The organism is Paractinoplanes aksuensis (assembly GCF_024137025.1).
Lineage (GTDB): Bacteria > Actinomycetota > Actinomycetes > Mycobacteriales > Micromonosporaceae > Actinoplanes > Actinoplanes aksuensis.
Genome location: NZ_JAMYJR010000056.1, coordinates 69,029 through 82,453, shown reverse-complemented (window position 1 = coordinate 82,453; position 13,425 = coordinate 69,029). Strand labels below are relative to the sequence as shown.

General features: G+C 70.6%; 16 protein-coding genes. 4 read left to right on the top strand and 12 right to left on the bottom strand.

The window, feature by feature from the left end:
- Positions 1-200 precede the first annotated feature (200 nt).
- From M1L60_RS42815 to M1L60_RS42805, 3 genes are all read left to right on the top strand, one after another.
- The gene (locus M1L60_RS42815) at positions 201-701 is read left to right on the top strand and encodes a hypothetical protein (RefSeq protein WP_253243348.1); all 501 of its coding nucleotides are present in this window, start codon (positions 201-203) and stop codon (positions 699-701) included.
- 394 nt (positions 702-1,095) lie between these two features.
- Positions 1,096-2,007 carry a peptidase inhibitor family I36 protein gene (locus tag M1L60_RS42810; protein ID WP_253243347.1) on the top strand — a complete coding sequence of 304 codons (912 nt, stop codon included), beginning with the start codon at positions 1,096-1,098 and terminating at the stop codon, positions 2,005-2,007.
- 228 nt (positions 2,008-2,235) lie between these two features.
- Entirely contained in the window at positions 2,236-2,982 is a 747-nt protein-coding gene (locus tag M1L60_RS42805) for a hypothetical protein (protein WP_253243346.1), read from the top strand.
- On the opposite strand, the gene M1L60_RS42800 is transcribed toward M1L60_RS42805, so the two are convergent.
- Entirely contained in the window at positions 2,966-3,703 is a 738-nt protein-coding gene (locus M1L60_RS42800; protein WP_253243345.1) for a hypothetical protein, read from the bottom strand. The genes M1L60_RS42805 and M1L60_RS42800 overlap by 17 nt on opposite strands.
- A gap of 131 nt (positions 3,704-3,834) precedes the next feature.
- Here M1L60_RS42800 and M1L60_RS42795 point away from each other — a divergent pair, with 131 nt between their 5' ends.
- Positions 3,835-4,023: a hypothetical protein gene (locus M1L60_RS42795; protein ID WP_253243344.1), complete on the top strand. Its 189-nt coding sequence runs from the start codon at positions 3,835-3,837 to the stop codon at positions 4,021-4,023.
- On the opposite strand, the gene M1L60_RS42790 is transcribed toward M1L60_RS42795, so the two are convergent.
- From M1L60_RS42790 to M1L60_RS42740, 11 genes are all read right to left on the bottom strand, one after another.
- The gene (locus M1L60_RS42790; protein WP_253243343.1) at positions 4,020-4,178 is read right to left on the bottom strand and encodes a hypothetical protein; all 159 of its coding nucleotides are present in this window, start codon (positions 4,176-4,178) and stop codon (positions 4,020-4,022) included. The two genes, M1L60_RS42795 and M1L60_RS42790, sit on opposite strands and share 4 nt — an antisense overlap.
- Positions 4,179-4,272: 94 nt before the next feature.
- On the bottom strand, positions 4,273-5,226 hold the full coding sequence (locus M1L60_RS42785; protein WP_253243342.1) for a Clp protease N-terminal domain-containing protein: 954 nt from the start codon (positions 5,224-5,226) through the stop codon (positions 4,273-4,275).
- Positions 5,227-5,303: 77 nt separating this feature from the next.
- On the bottom strand, positions 5,304-5,759 hold the full coding sequence (locus M1L60_RS42780; protein ID WP_253243341.1) for a BON domain-containing protein: 456 nt from the start codon (positions 5,757-5,759) through the stop codon (positions 5,304-5,306).
- 11 nt (positions 5,760-5,770) lie between these two features.
- Entirely contained in the window at positions 5,771-6,112 is a 342-nt protein-coding gene (gene mnhG, locus M1L60_RS42775; RefSeq protein WP_253243340.1) for a monovalent cation/H(+) antiporter subunit G, read from the bottom strand.
- A complete protein-coding gene (locus tag M1L60_RS48130) occupies positions 6,109-6,555 on the bottom strand; it encodes an MrpF/PhaF family protein (protein ID WP_308208628.1) in 447 nt (148 codons plus the stop codon). Before M1L60_RS48130 ends, mnhG begins: the two co-directional genes overlap by 4 nt.
- On the bottom strand, positions 6,552-7,088 hold the full coding sequence (locus M1L60_RS42765) for a Na+/H+ antiporter subunit E (protein WP_253243339.1): 537 nt from the start codon (positions 7,086-7,088) through the stop codon (positions 6,552-6,554). Before M1L60_RS42765 ends, M1L60_RS48130 begins: the two co-directional genes overlap by 4 nt.
- Positions 7,085-8,593, bottom strand: a complete 1,509-nt coding sequence (locus M1L60_RS42760; protein WP_253243338.1) for a Na+/H+ antiporter subunit D — start codon at positions 8,591-8,593, stop codon at positions 7,085-7,087. The genes M1L60_RS42765 and M1L60_RS42760 overlap by 4 nt, the downstream gene beginning before the upstream one ends.
- Positions 8,590-8,997 carry a Na(+)/H(+) antiporter subunit C gene (locus tag M1L60_RS42755; protein ID WP_253243337.1) on the bottom strand — a complete coding sequence of 136 codons (408 nt, stop codon included), beginning with the start codon at positions 8,995-8,997 and terminating at the stop codon, positions 8,590-8,592. The genes M1L60_RS42760 and M1L60_RS42755 overlap by 4 nt, the downstream gene beginning before the upstream one ends.
- A complete protein-coding gene (locus M1L60_RS42750; protein ID WP_253243336.1) occupies positions 8,998-11,805 on the bottom strand; it encodes a Na+/H+ antiporter subunit A in 2,808 nt (935 codons plus the stop codon).
- The gene (locus M1L60_RS42745; protein ID WP_253243335.1) at positions 11,805-12,449 is read right to left on the bottom strand and encodes a response regulator; all 645 of its coding nucleotides are present in this window, start codon (positions 12,447-12,449) and stop codon (positions 11,805-11,807) included. Before M1L60_RS42745 ends, M1L60_RS42750 begins: the two co-directional genes overlap by 1 nt.
- The gene (locus M1L60_RS42740; protein ID WP_253243334.1) at positions 12,446-13,384 is read right to left on the bottom strand and encodes a sensor histidine kinase; all 939 of its coding nucleotides are present in this window, start codon (positions 13,382-13,384) and stop codon (positions 12,446-12,448) included. Before M1L60_RS42740 ends, M1L60_RS42745 begins: the two co-directional genes overlap by 4 nt.
- Positions 13,385-13,425: the final 41 nt, after the last annotated feature.

The window sequence follows — 13,425 nt, the reverse complement described above, 5'->3', positions numbered from 1 at the left end:
CCCCGGGGCGGGGGGGGGGGCGGGGGGCCCGGGGGGGGGGGGCGGGCCCCGCCGCACATTTTGTCCGCTCTGCCACTTTCGTGGAACTCACAGGGAAATACCAGATTCTGCGCGGTTCGCGTGGTTCTATCTTCCTCGACATAACGTGTCAAGAGAAGGTAGATATGAACCGACTTACTCGAATGCTCACGGTGACCGGCATGGGTCTCTTCGTGGCTGCCTCGGTCGGCGCCGGCCCGGCCATGGCGACCACGGGTGCGAGCCAGGCTCAGGGTCAGGCCGCGAGCTCGGCCGCCAAGACGACGGCGGGCGCCGCCTCCCGCAGCCGCGTCATCGACGTCTACTCCAGCCGCGCCGCGTGCCACTTCGCGGGCCGGCTGGGCGAGCGTCGCGGCTCGTGGGACGACTACGACTGCTACCGCGTCCGCGGCGGGTACGCCCTGCGGGTCGAGTTCGACTCCTGGGGCGGCTGGAACAACTGGGACGACCGCAACTGGTTCGGTCCCTGGGGCGTCCGCGGTCACCGCAACAACTTCCGTGACGACTTCCGCCACCGCGGCGGACACTGGGGTCACGGCGGGCGGGGTCACGGTGGCCGTGGTCACGGCGGCCGTGGTCACGGTGGCCGCTTCAACAACGGTGTCGGCGCCACGCCGGCCAACCCGGTGATCGTTCCGGGCCCCGGCACCACGTCTCCCTGATCGGCAGTCGCAACACCGAAGCGAGCCGCATCCCCGTTCGGGGGTGCGGCTCGCCGCTGTTTACGGTCGCCAGTTGTTCTTGTGAATCGACGTGAAGAATCATTTCACTCGTGACCTTGAAACTGTCGATACGATGATCGTGAATGCGAATGCGGACCATTCGTCGATCGATTCACTCATGGATTCCGGGGATGGAATGCGTTGACGTCGGCCCCGGTGCCGGACAAGACTCCTGCTCAGTGGAGCCGTATTCGACAATGATCGATATCGCGGTTGCCGAGTAACGCCCAGCGCGCGGGTGCTTGCACGGCGGCAAGGTACGGTCAGTGGCCGGATATTCAGGCTTCCTCGGCACGATCTCCCTTCCGTGCTCTCTCCAATGAGGAGTCAAGAAATGATCCGCAAAATTGGGACCGCGTTGGCCATTGCGGCCGGTGCGATCGCCGCTGTCGGTGTTGCCGCACCGGCCAGCGCGGCCAACGGGGACAAGGTCATCGACACCGGCGAGGTCGTCGTCTGGAAGGACGCGAACCTCACCGGGCAGTTCTACGACTTCGGGACCACCGTGCCGGCGTACCCGTCGGTGACCGCGGTGAACTTCGACAACTGCCCCAACCTCAACAACGACAAGTGGTTCGTGAACCCCGACGAGACCGCCCGCAAGCCCACGGCGACCGCGAACGGTCTGGAGTTCAACTCCACCGACCTCATCCACCGCAACGTCGCCGGCACCCTCAGCACGGACGACCTCGACCCGGGGACCTACACGGCATCGCCGACCCCGGACCAGCCCTCGTTCTTCTCCGTCGAGGTGTTCGGCGGGACGAGTGATTCGTACGGGACGCTCCGCTGGGACCCGGCCACCGGATTGTGGTCGATGACGGTCCCGCCCAGTCGTCCCAACCCGGGCTATTACGACGATGTAGACCCCAGCGTTGTGGTGACCCAGGCCGGGAAGAGCAAGAACGTCGTTCGGTTCGGCGTCGGCTACACGAACAACCCGGCAGGAACCGTGACGACTGTCGTCAGCGACGTCACCTTCCAGGGCGTGACGTACAAGCTGGACTGCAAGAACCTGCCTGCTTTCGGCACCCCGCCGGCCACCACGACGGCGATCGACAACAACGGCAGCAGCATCGTCAACTACTCCAACAGCTACGTGCGGGCGTACGCCAACGCCAACTACACGGGCACCTACATCCAGTTGCTGCCCTACGGGCAAGCGATCGGGACCCTGAGCTACGCGTACTCCACGCTGGGCACTCTCGACAACGCGCTCAGCTCGCACCGGGTCGCCGGGCCCTGAGGCTCGCGGCGGACTAACGAATGAAAACAGCCCGGCCAGCATCCGCCGGCCGGGCTGTTCCCCGACAGAGGAGCCGCCGCAATGATTAATGCGAAACGTGTTCTCATTCCTCTCGGTCTCACCGCAGCCGTCGCCACTCTCGCCGCTTGTACTACCGGGCCGGCCGAGGCGCAATCGGAAGAACCGTCGATCGGCGCCATTCTTACGGTACGGTCCGGTGCCGATATCGTGCTGCCGCTCGACGTTTATCTGCTGACCGGTGAACAGCGGGTGAAGATCGACGCGGCGGTAACCTCGATGGGTCGTGACTGCCTGAAGCGATTCGGTCTGTCCTGGCCCATGAATCAGTTGCCGACCCCCGACGGGACGCCCCGGAACGCCCGTCGATATGCGGTCATCGAGGCCGGGAAAGCGGCGACCATCGGCTACCACGCGCCCGAGACGGCGCCGCCGAACGTCGATCAGAAGAAGCCGACGGCCGACGCGATGAATGTCTGGGCGGGCCGGGGCGAACAGACTTTCCGGGGGCAGCCGGTTCCGGTCGGCGGTTGTGCCGGGGAAGCCGTCCGTCAACTCGCCGAGGGCGCTCCCGAGGCTGACCCCGGCCTCCCGGAGAAGCTCCAGTTCGAGACGTACAACCAGACGAAGGCCGACAGCCGGGTCGCCCAGGTCTTCGCCGACTGGAGCACGTGCATGCGGGCCAAGGGATACTCCTACCCCGACCCGTACGCCGCGGTCGGCGACCAGCGCTGGCAGACCGCCCGGGCCGACCCGGCCGAGATCAAGGCGGCCACGGCCGACGTGGCCTGCAAGACCGAGACCCAGCTGCCCGGAATGATGCTGGCCGTGGAGACCGCGTACCAGAAGCGGGTGGCGGCGCAACGGGCGACCGAGCTGGCCGCGATCAAGGTGTACCTCGAGACGCAACTCGCGAACGCCGCGGCCAAGCCGGCCCGCCTCACCAGCCCCCGTTGAAGAAGGCCAGCAGGGCCGGCGCGGGATCGGCCGCGGTGGTCGCGTTGGCCACCGTCAGCGTGCCGAGGATCAACGTCAGCACGACCGCGACCGACGCGGAAACGGCCTGCCACACACGGCCGTCCCGGTTCGTCCGCGCGAACCGCCGCCACAGCGCGACGCTGGCCGCGCCGAGCGCGACGGCCAGCACACCGGCGACGACGACCATCGCCGCGTGGTACAGGGCGAAGTCACCGACGAGAACCTCGACGGTGGGCGTGAACCGGGCCTCGGCCAGCTGCCGGCGGGCCGGTTCCCAGTCCGGCGGGCCGGGAGCGCCGGTCGCGGCGAGCGACAGCAGCGAGGACAGAGGCGCCACCGCGCCCTGGATGTTGGCCATGAGCGCGGCCAGCGAGAACACCCCGAGCGCGCCCGCGCCGACCGCGGCGACCTTGTTCCGGGCCCGGTAGAACACGAACCCGAACAGCACGAGCAGGGCCGCGGCGGCCACCGCCTTGACCACGTGGAAGGCGAGCCAGTAGTCGACGATCCGCCGCAGATCGGGTGGAAGCTCGCGGCCACCCGAACTGAGAAAGCCCGCCAACGCGGTGCGGCCGGCCTCGGCCAGGCTGCGCTCGCCCCCGAAGTGGCTCCCAGTCCACAGCCCGGCCAGCCAGGGCGGCGCGAACACGAACGCGCCGACAAGCCCCACCGCGGCCACTGCTGTTTTGATCTTGACCATGACGGCCTCGATTCTGTCTCCGATCGACTGACCGCCAGGACGGTAACCAGCGCCGTCCAGATGAGGCTGACCCCCGCATCCTTGGTAGGGCCAGCCGGATTGCGCTGGGTTCGCCGTGCCACAGTGGCCCGGTGGAATCGGACCTGATCGGGCTCATTCGTGCCAACTCGTGGTGGATGCGCATTCTCCGGACCGCGCGCGATGCGGCCGTACCCGAGGCCGGGGTCGGCGCAGGCGCGCTGCGCGACCGCTCCCGGGAACGGCTGGCCCGTCACCAGCCGGCGCAGCGGTGGCCGCGCGTCACCGTGCAACCGATCTAGACGCCGCGGTGACGTACGTCCAGGAACCAGGCCGCGGCGGCGACGCCGAGCAGGGCAACCGGCCAGCCCAGGACACTGATCAGGACGATGAGTACGGCCACCGCGAGCACCGCCAGCCGGACCAGCACGGCCGTCGGAACGGACGAGTACCTCATGCCTCCATCGTGCGCCGCCCAACCTTCGTCGCGGGCCGAACCGTGAGGGAAGGCACTCAGCGCTGGCCGACGGCGGTGGGGCGCACCAGAAAGGTCAGTGCCTGAGGGTGGTGAGCAGGCGGGTGGCTCGGTTGCCGGGGTGGGCGGTCAGGCGGTCGAGCAGGGTCTGGGTGTCTTCGGTCCAGTGGGGGCCGGGGACGAGAATCTTGCTCGGTGGGACGGCGTCGGGGCCTTCGACGGTGGTGGCTCGTACTCGGGTGTGGGTTATGCCTTCGGCCCGCAGGGTGGCGGCGCCGGTGTAGAGGGGGGTGGCCGTGGCCGACAGGTGGGGGTAGGCGGTGGCTACCTCGTGGGTGACCAGCAGGGCCAGCAGGATGTCGTCGGTGGTGGTGGGGCGGTTCTGGCGGCGGGCCTGTTCGTCGGCCTCGAGGCGGGTCCACAGGACGGGGCGGCCGGCGTGGTTGACCTTGCGGGCCAGGACGGAGAAGAGCAGACGGTCGCGGAAGCCCCGGCCGCGGTAGCGGACGCGGCCCAGCAGGGCGTCGCGGGCGGGGCGGAGTTCGGGGGCCAGCTTGTCGGGGCGCTGGGGCACGCGGTTGTCGAGCGCGGCCTGGCGGACCTCGGCCGGGTCGAGGCCGCAATCCCGCAGGACGGCGCAGGCCTCGGCGGTGGGGTCGGTCAGCACGGCCGCCAGCAGGGCCGAGGGGGAGTCCTCGGCGTCGCGCAGGGCGGCGGCAGCCGGGGCCGAGACCGGCGCGGCGCGGTCGTCCGTGCCGCGGACGACGGTGTGGCCGTCGGACGGGCCGCGATCGGAGGCGGCGTCGGGGTCGACGACCGGGCCGGCGTCCGGCCCGGCCGGTGGGCGGCCGGGGTTTCTCAGCACCGTGAGGACGACCGTGGACGTGATGTCGAAGGCGTCGAGCAGGGGTGTGACCTCTTTGTCGTACGCCAGGGAGAACAGCAGATGGCCGGTACCGATGGGGCCGTCGGCGGCGGCGCGGGCCCGGGACAGCGTTTCGGTCAGCTTGTCGCCGACGGTGAAGGTCATGACGATCAAGGTAGGGAACTTGGGCGGCCGGGCCATCGGGCCGGGGAGGGAAACCCATCCCTGCCCCAGGGCATAGGTCAGCGTTTGCGGCGCCGCAGCAGCACGTCGGCCGTCCAGGCCAGCAGGCCCACGCCGAACACCGCGGCCAGCCAGCCCGCGATCTCGATGATGACGATGAGGGCGGTCACCGCGAGCATCACCAACCGGGCCACGACCGCAGCCGGGCGGCCGCGCCGGGTGCCCTGGACGGGTTGCACGGCCAAGCGGGCGGCCAGCTCGCCGAAGTGGCGGGCGTCGCGCATCCGGGCCTCGCCGTCCTGCACGATGATGCCGTCGCACAGGTCGCGCACGCCGGGGGTTCCGCGGACGTACGACGTGACCGCGTCGTAGACCTCGGGGCTCTCGACCGTGCCGGTCAGGATGGCCACGCGGTTCTGCACCTGGACGGCCAGCGGCTGGCGCCGGTAGCGCTCGTCGGCGGCCAGCGCCTCGGCTATCCGGCGGGCGAGTTCACCGTCGGCGTCGGACTCCATGGCGTGCCTCCTCAGCGTTTGTCGTCGGCGTCGGCCAGTTCGTCGACCACGAGCAGGTCGGCCCGGGCCTGGCCGGCGCGGTAGGCGGCCCGGCCGATCATGTGGGCGGCGACCGGGGCCGTGGCCATCGAGAAGACGGCCACCAGCAGCAGGGTGGTGATGTCGACGGCGTCGCGCAGGCGCAGCGCGCAGCCGATCAGCACCAGAAGCAGGCCGAGCACCTGCGGTTTTGTTGCGGCGTGCATCCGGGAGAGCAGGTCGGGGAAGCGGATCAGCGCCACCCCGGCCGACAGGCTCAACAGCGCCCCGACCACCAGCAGGAACCATGCGATCACGTCCAGCACGCCGCTCATCGCACTTCCTCCGTGGGACGGTCGAGCCGATCCGGCGGACTCAGCGAATCGCCGCGGTCCGGCGGCTCGGGCGGACGCCGGTCCAGGGCGGCCGGCAGGCCCAGCGAGTCGGGCAGGTCGATCGACTCGGCCTGGTAATCGGAGCTGGGCCGGTCGGCGTCGCGGCCGCTGGGCGGGTCGGCCGGGGCCTGACGGCGGATGGCGAACCGGGCCACGCTGACCGCCCCGGTGAAGCCCAGGATCGACAGCACCGCCAGCACCGGCAGCGCGGTCGCGTCGCGTGAGAACGCGGCCTCGGTGGCGATGGACATGACGATCACGGCCAGCAGCACGTCGGTGGCGACGATACGGTCCAGGATGGACGGGCCGCGGACGATCCGGACCAGGGCGAGGACGGCGCCCCCGGCCAGCAGCGTGGTGATGACGATCGCGACGACGGTCATGCGGGCACCTCCTCGATGATGCGGCGTTCGGCCGGGGAGCCGAAGGCGCGGATGATCCGGCGTTCCAGCTCCAGCACGTCCTCCTTGAACTGCTCGGCCTGCTCGGCCGACTTGACCTCGAGCACGTGCACGTAGAGCACGCCCTTCTTGCGGTCGACGTCGACGATCAGGCTGCCGGGCACCAGCGACAGCGCCTCGGCGGTCATGGTCAGGCCCAGGTCCGAGGGCGCCCGCAGCTTCACGGCGACGATCGCGCTCGTCGGCACGTGCCCGAAGCTGAAGGCCAGCCGCACCACCTGGAAACTGGCCACCACCATGTCGGTCAGGAACCGGCCGAGGAACCGCAGCGTGCCCAGCGGGTGGATCCGCCCGGCGTAGGTGACCGCGGGCAGCGGGAACACCACCAGCACGATGACCGCGATGATCAGTCCGCCCACGAACGTCAGGGCGCTGAACGATCCCCACAGCAGCACCCAGATGCCGGTCAGCCCCAGGGCGGCGATGCACCGGTCGCGCCAGCGTCCGCCCTTCACGGCGCACCTCCGCCGAAGACGGCCTGCACGTAGTAGGCCCGTTCCATCAGCGAGGAGGCGGCCTGGTCGGACACGTCGAACAGCGGTCCGGCCACGACGGTCAGCGCGACGCCGAAGACGACCAGGGCCATCGTCGGCGCCACCATCAGCGGCGGCAGCAGCGAGCGCGACCGGGGCGGGCACGACGAGGGCGGCGTACGCCAGAAGGCCAGGTTCCAGACCCGGGCCACCGCGTACAGGGTGAGCAGGCTGGTCAGGATGCCGCCGCCGACCAGCAGCCAGGCCAGCACGCCGCCGTCGGCCACCCCGGCCTGCACGAGGCCGAGCTTGCCGATGAACCCGCTGAACGGCGGGATCCCGGCCAGGTTCAACGCCGGCACGAGGAACAGCACAGCGAGGACGGGCGAGAGCTTGGCCAATCCACCGAGCTTGTCCAGGGCCGTACTGCCGCCTCGTTTTTCTATCAGCCCGGCCGCGAGGAACAGGGTCGTCTGGATGGTGATGTGGTGGACCACGTAGAAGATCGCGCTGGACAACCCGAGCTGGGTCGTCAGCCCGACCCCGAACAGCAGGTAGCCGATATGGCTGACCAGCGTGAACGACAGCAACCGTTTGATGTCGGACTGCGCCACTGCGCCCAGGATCCCTATCACCATCGTCAGCAGACCCAGGATCAGCAGTACGGCGGCCGCCCGTCCCCCAGGGAACAGCAGGGTCTCGGTGCGGATGATCGCGTACACGCCGACCTTGGTCAGCAGGCCCGCGAACACCGCCGTGACCGGGGCCGGCGCGGTCGGATAGCTGTCCGGCAGCCAGGACGACAGCGGGAACACGGCCGCCTTGATGCCGAACGCCAGCAGCAGCATGCCCTGCAGGATCAGCCGCAGGCCGTCGGGCAGCGCGTCCAGCCGCTCGACCAGCTGGGCCAGGTTGAGGGTGCCGGTGGCCGCGTAGATCAGGCCGATCGCGGTCAGGAAGACGACCGACGAGAGCAGAGACACCACGACGTACGTCGAACCGGCCCGGATCCTGTTCTCCGTGCCCCCGATGGTGAGCAGCACGTAGCTGGCCACCAGCAGGATCTCGAACCCGACGTACAGGTTGAACAGGTCGCCGGCCAGGAACGCGTTAGTGACACCGGCCGTCAGGATCAGGTAGGTCGGGTGGTAGACCGACAGCGGCGTCTCCTCGTGGCCGTCGGCCATGCCCTGCCCGATCGAATAGACCAGCACGCACAGGGTCACGGCGGACGAGACGACCAGCATCAGCGCGGCCAGCTGGTCGGCCACGAGCACGATGCCCAGCGGCGCCGACCAGCCCCCGACGGCCACGACCAGCGGGCCGTCGACGGTCGAGAGGAAGAGCAGGGCGCACGAGACGAGCAGGGTGGCAGTCAGCACGGTGAGGCTGACCGTCCGCTGGGCGCGCGGCTTGCCGGCCATCATCAGCGCCAGCGCGGCCCCGAACAAGGGCATCACGACGGGCAGGGGAACCAGGAAATTCATCGCGCGGCCTCGTGGTGGTCGGTGTCGTCCGTACCGGAACCCTCGTCCCTCTCGGCCAGCAGCATGATGCGCTGGTCCTCGACGTCGTCCTGCACCTCGTCGTGGCCGGACATGGCCCAGCTGCGGTAGGCCAGGGCGAGCAGGAACGCGGTCATGCCCAGCGTGATCACGATCGCGGTCAGGATCATGATCTGGGGCAGCGGGTCGGCCATCTCCTCGTCCGGGCCGAGGCCCACGATCGGGGGCGTGCCGGCCTTGCCGCCGAGCAGGATCAACAGGTTCACACCATTGCCGAGCAGGATCATTCCCATCAGTACGCGGGTCAGGCTGCGCTCCAGCACCATCGAGACCCCGGCTGCGAAGAGCACGCCGATCACCACGACGTAGACCAGATTGGGAGTCATTTACACCGGCTCCTTCTGTCGTTCGATGGCCCGTCGTTCCGAGCGCGCCGCGACCTCGTGCTGGCGGTCCAGCTCGGCGCCGAGGCTGCGCAGGATCTCGAGCACCAGCGCCACCACGATCAGGTAGACGCCGATGTCGAAGAAGGCCGACGTGGCGAAGTGGATGTGGCCGACCAGCGGCAGGTGGAAGTCGAGCAGCGCGCTCTGCAGCACCTGACCCCCGGCGACCATGGCCGCCGCGCCGGTGCCGACCGCGATCAGCAGGCCCGCCCCGAGCAGCAGGCCGGCGTCGACCGGCGCGGCCGCGTTGAGCTCGCGCCGCCCGCCGGCCAGATACCGCGTGACCAGGGCCAGCCCGGCGACCAGACCACCGGCGAAGCCGCCACCGGGCGCGTTGTGCCCGCTGAACAGCAGATAGATCGAGAAGATCACGATCGTGTGGAACAACAGGCGGGCCACCACCTGCAGGATGATCGACTGGCGTTTGGCCTCGGGGTTGTCACCGGCCCGCATCCAGGGGCCCTGCGGCGCGGACATGGTCCCTTGTTCGGCCTTGCGCCGTTGCAACGCCCCGGACCGCCGGAAGATCAGCGACGCCACGCCGGTCGCGGCCACCACGAGCACCGAGATCTCGCCCATGGTGTCCCAGGCCCGGATGTCGACCAGGGCCACGTTGACGATGTTGTGGCCACCGCCGTACGACACCGCGGGCTCGGCGAAGTCGACCGAGATCGGCGTCGCGATCCGCCCGCCGACGGCCACGTAGGCCATGCCCGCCGCCACCAGCCCGGTCGCCGCGGCCAGGGTGGCCCGCAGGATCCGGCTGACCCGCAGCGGCCGGGCCGAGAACCGGACCGGCAGGCGCCGCAGCACCAGCACGAACATGACGATGGTGACCGTCTCGACCAGGAACTGGGTCAGGGCCAGGTCGGGCGCCCCGTGCAGCACGAACATGACGGCCACGCCGTACCCGGACACGCCGAGCAGGATCATCGCGGTCAGCCGCCGCCGGGACCGGGCCGCGATCAACGCCGAGCTGACCACGACCGCGCCCGCCACGAGCTGCAGCGGCGTGTCCCAGAGCCGGATCCCGCTGGGCCAGGGCGCGACGAACACCAGCGTGCCCGCGCCGAACAGCACCAGGACGACCAGGATGATGCCGAGCGAGAACGGCAGCGACCCGCGCTGGGTGAAGCCGGTGACCTCGACCGCGGCCCGGTCGACGGCGGACATCAGCCACTTGTAGACGGTCTCGGCGTACGGCAGGCGGCGTCCCGGCCAGGGCCGGCCGCGCAGGGTGGCGGCGAACATCGTGCCACCCGCGGCGAGGACGGCCGCCGACAGCAGCAGGGGCAGTCCGAAGCCGTGCCACAGCGCGAGGTGTTCGGTCTCGCCCGGGAAGAGTTCCGCGTACGGGGCGAGGACGCCGTCGAGCCACGACGCGCCGATGCCCACCGCGAGCCCCGCCAGCGCGAGCAGCCCGGCCGGCGCGGCGAAGGCGAACCCGGCCCGCGGCGCCTCGACCGCGGCCACGCCCGGCTTGGTCGCGAAGGCGCCCCAGAGGAACCGCAGGCCGTACGCGACGGTCAGCGCCGACCCGGCCACGAGCGCCAGCAGCACCAGCCGGTCGGTCGTGCCGCCGTGCTCGAACGCCGCGAACAGCGTCTCCTTGCCGACGAACCCGGCCAGCGGCGGCACCCCGGCCATCGAGGCCACGGCCAGCGCGGCGATGCCCGCGAGCACCGGCGCGCGCTTGCCCAGCCCGCTCAGCTCGCGCAGGTCCCGCGTCCCGGCCAGCTTGTCGACGATACCCACGACGAGGAACAGCGCCGCCTTGAACAGCGCGTGCGCCAGCAGCAGGGCGGCCCCGGCCAGCGCGGCGGCCCGGCCCCCGGCCCCGAGCGCGATGGTCAGCAGACCCAGTTGACTGACCGTGCCGTACGCCAGAAGCAGTTTCAGATCGTGCTGCCGCATGGCGTTCCAGCCACCGAGCAGCAGCGTGATGACCCCGGCCACCAGCGCCACCGGCCGCCACGGCTCGGCCAGGGCGAGCAGCGGGCCGAGCAGGCCGAGCAGGAAGACGCCGGCCTTGACCATGGACGCCGCGTGCAGGTAGGCCGAGGCCGGAGTGGGCGCGGCCATCGCGGCCGGCAGCCAGAAGCTGAACGGGAAGATGGCCGACTTGCTCAGCGCCCCGGCCAGGACCAGCACGGCCGCGACCGCGCTGTGGGCCGGCAGCGGGCCCTCGACGATCTCCGACCAGCGGTACGTGCCGGCGCCGTGCCCGAGCATGACGAAGCCGACCAGCATGGCCAGCCCGCCCGCGGTCGTCACGACGAGCGCCTGCATGGCCGCCCGTCGCCCGGCCGACTGCTCGCCCGAGTGCCCGATCAGCAGGTACGAGAAGACCGTGGTGAGCTCCCAGAACACGTACAGCAGGAGCAGGTCGTCGGTCAGGACCAGGCCGGTCATCGCGGTGGCGAAGCCGAGGAAGATGCCGGCGAAGCGACCCAGCCCCGGGTCGCCCTCCTTGAAGTAGCGGGCGCAGTAGGCCAGCACGACCGCGCCGATGCCGCTGACGATCAGCAGCATCAGCCACGACAGCGGGCCCATCCGCAGGGCCAGGTCCATGCCCAGGTGCGGCACCCAGGGGTAGGTCTCGGCGACCGGCGGCGACTGGGCCGCGGCCCAGACGAAGGTCCCGGCCGGCACGAGCGCGAGGCCGTAGAGAGCACGGTTGCCGGCGTATCGGATCGCCACCGGGGCCAGGAGCGCGGCCGCGGCGTGCAGGATCAGGACGACCAGCATCACGGCTCGATCAGCCCCGCCCGGATCGCGTACCGGGTCAGTTCCTGGCGGTCCTTCAGACCCAGCTTGGCCAGGATGTTGGAGCGGTGGCGCTCGACAGTCTTGACGCTGATGTAGAGCAACTCGGCGATGTCCTTGGTCGAGTGACCCTCGGCGACCAGTTTCAGCACTTCCTCCTCGCGTTCGGTGACGGCCCGGTCCGGGATGTCGGCGCCGGTGCGGGCCCGCTCCAGGTACTCCCGGATCAGCGCGGTCTCCGCCCCCGGGTACAGGAACGGCTCGTCCCGCATGGCCGCGTGGCAGGCCTCGACGAGGTCGCGGTCGGCGGCCGACTTCAGCACGTAACCGGCCGCGCCGACGCGCAGCGCCTCGAAGAAGAACTGCTCGTTGTCGTACATGGTCAGGATGAGGATGCGCAGGTCGGGATGGCTGCGGCTGAGCTCGCGGGCGGCCTGCAGGCCGGTCATCCGGGGCATGGCGATGTCGAGCACGGCCAGGTCGGGCGGGTCGGCCGCGGCCAGCGCCAGCGCCTCGGACCCGTCGGCGGCCTCGCCGATCACCTCGAGGTCGGGTTCGCTGTCCAGGATCAGGCGGACGCCGCGGCGCACGAGGGCGTGGTCGTCGGCCAGCAGGATGCGGATCATGCGGGCACCGACAACTGGACGGAGGTGCCGCCGGTGACGCCGGACTCGACGGAGAGGTCGGCCCCGATCAGCAGCGCGCGTTCGCGCATGCCGCGGATGCCCGCCCCCTCCGGGGCTCCGCGCAGGCCGCGGCCGTCGTCGCGCACGCACAGGCGTACGCCGCCGTCGTTCTGCTCGGACAGCACGAGATCGACGTGCTGCGCGGCGGAGTGCCGGGCGGCGTTGGTCAGGCTTTCCTGGGCGACGCGGTAGAGCACCAGTTCGACCTCCTTCGGAAGGACGGGCAGATCGGAGTGGACCTGTCGGCGCACGGCCAGACCGGCCGTGGTGAACTCGCCCGCCAGCGCACGCAGGGCGCTGGCCAGACCCAGTTCATCCAGTACGCCGGGGCGCAGCCGGCGGGCGATGCGGCGGATCTCGTCGAGGCTGTTGCGGGTGCTCTCCTGCACCTGCAGCAGCTGGTCGCGCACGGGATCGGGGGAGGCTTTGGCCACCCGCTTGAGATCGAGCAACACCGCGGTCAGCGTCTGGCCGATCTCGTCGTGCAACTCCTGGGCGATCCGGTGGCGCTCGGCCTCCTGGGCCGACAGCGCGCGCCCGGCGCTGGACGCCCGTTCCGTCTCGAGCCGGTCCAGCATCGCGTTGAACGCCGTGATCAGCTGCGCGATCTCGCCCTGGCCCCGGGCGACCAGCCGGGTGCCCGGACGCAGCAGGTCGATCGTGGTCATCACCCGGGTCAGCCGGGCCAGCGGCGACAGCCCCACGCGCAGCATCACGGCGTTGGCCACCAGTGTGACCGCGGTGCCGGCCAGGATGATCAACGCCTCGGCCAGCCGGGCCGTCGCCGACACGGTCACCGGGGCGAAGAGCAGCACGAGAGCCGCGACGGTGAGAACCGCCGCGTTCAACGAGAAGATGCGCCAGAACAGCGACACGCAAGATCACCCGATCCGGGACAGGGAAGCGTCTTTCCCCC

Coding starts and splice junctions, on each gene's coding strand:
- M1L60_RS42815 (WP_253243348.1), top strand. CDS start 201: ATGGGTCTCTTCGTGGCTGCCTCGGTCGGCGCCGGCCCGGCCATGGCG.
- M1L60_RS42810 (WP_253243347.1), top strand. CDS start 1,096: ATGATCCGCAAAATTGGGACCGCGTTGGCCATTGCGGCCGGTGCGATC.
- M1L60_RS42800 (WP_253243345.1), bottom strand. CDS start 3,703: ATGGTCAAGATCAAAACAGCAGTGGCCGCGGTGGGGCTTGTCGGCGCG.
- M1L60_RS42790 (WP_253243343.1), bottom strand. CDS start 4,178: ATGAGGTACTCGTCCGTTCCGACGGCCGTGCTGGTCCGGCTGGCGGTG.
- M1L60_RS42785 (WP_253243342.1), bottom strand. CDS start 5,226: ATGACCTTCACCGTCGGCGACAAGCTGACCGAAACGCTGTCCCGGGCC.
- M1L60_RS42780 (WP_253243341.1), bottom strand. CDS start 5,759: ATGGAGTCCGACGCCGACGGTGAACTCGCCCGCCGGATAGCCGAGGCG.
- mnhG (WP_253243340.1), bottom strand. CDS start 6,112: ATGAGCGGCGTGCTGGACGTGATCGCATGGTTCCTGCTGGTGGTCGGG.
- M1L60_RS48130 (WP_308208628.1), bottom strand. CDS start 6,555: ATGACCGTCGTCGCGATCGTCATCACCACGCTGCTGGCCGGGGGCGCC.
- M1L60_RS42760 (WP_253243338.1), bottom strand. CDS start 8,593: ATGAATTTCCTGGTTCCCCTGCCCGTCGTGATGCCCTTGTTCGGGGCC.
- M1L60_RS42755 (WP_253243337.1), bottom strand. CDS start 8,997: ATGACTCCCAATCTGGTCTACGTCGTGGTGATCGGCGTGCTCTTCGCA.
- M1L60_RS42750 (WP_253243336.1), bottom strand. CDS start 11,805: ATGCTGGTCGTCCTGATCCTGCACGCCGCGGCCGCGCTCCTGGCCCCG.
- M1L60_RS42745 (WP_253243335.1), bottom strand. CDS start 12,449: ATGATCCGCATCCTGCTGGCCGACGACCACGCCCTCGTGCGCCGCGGC.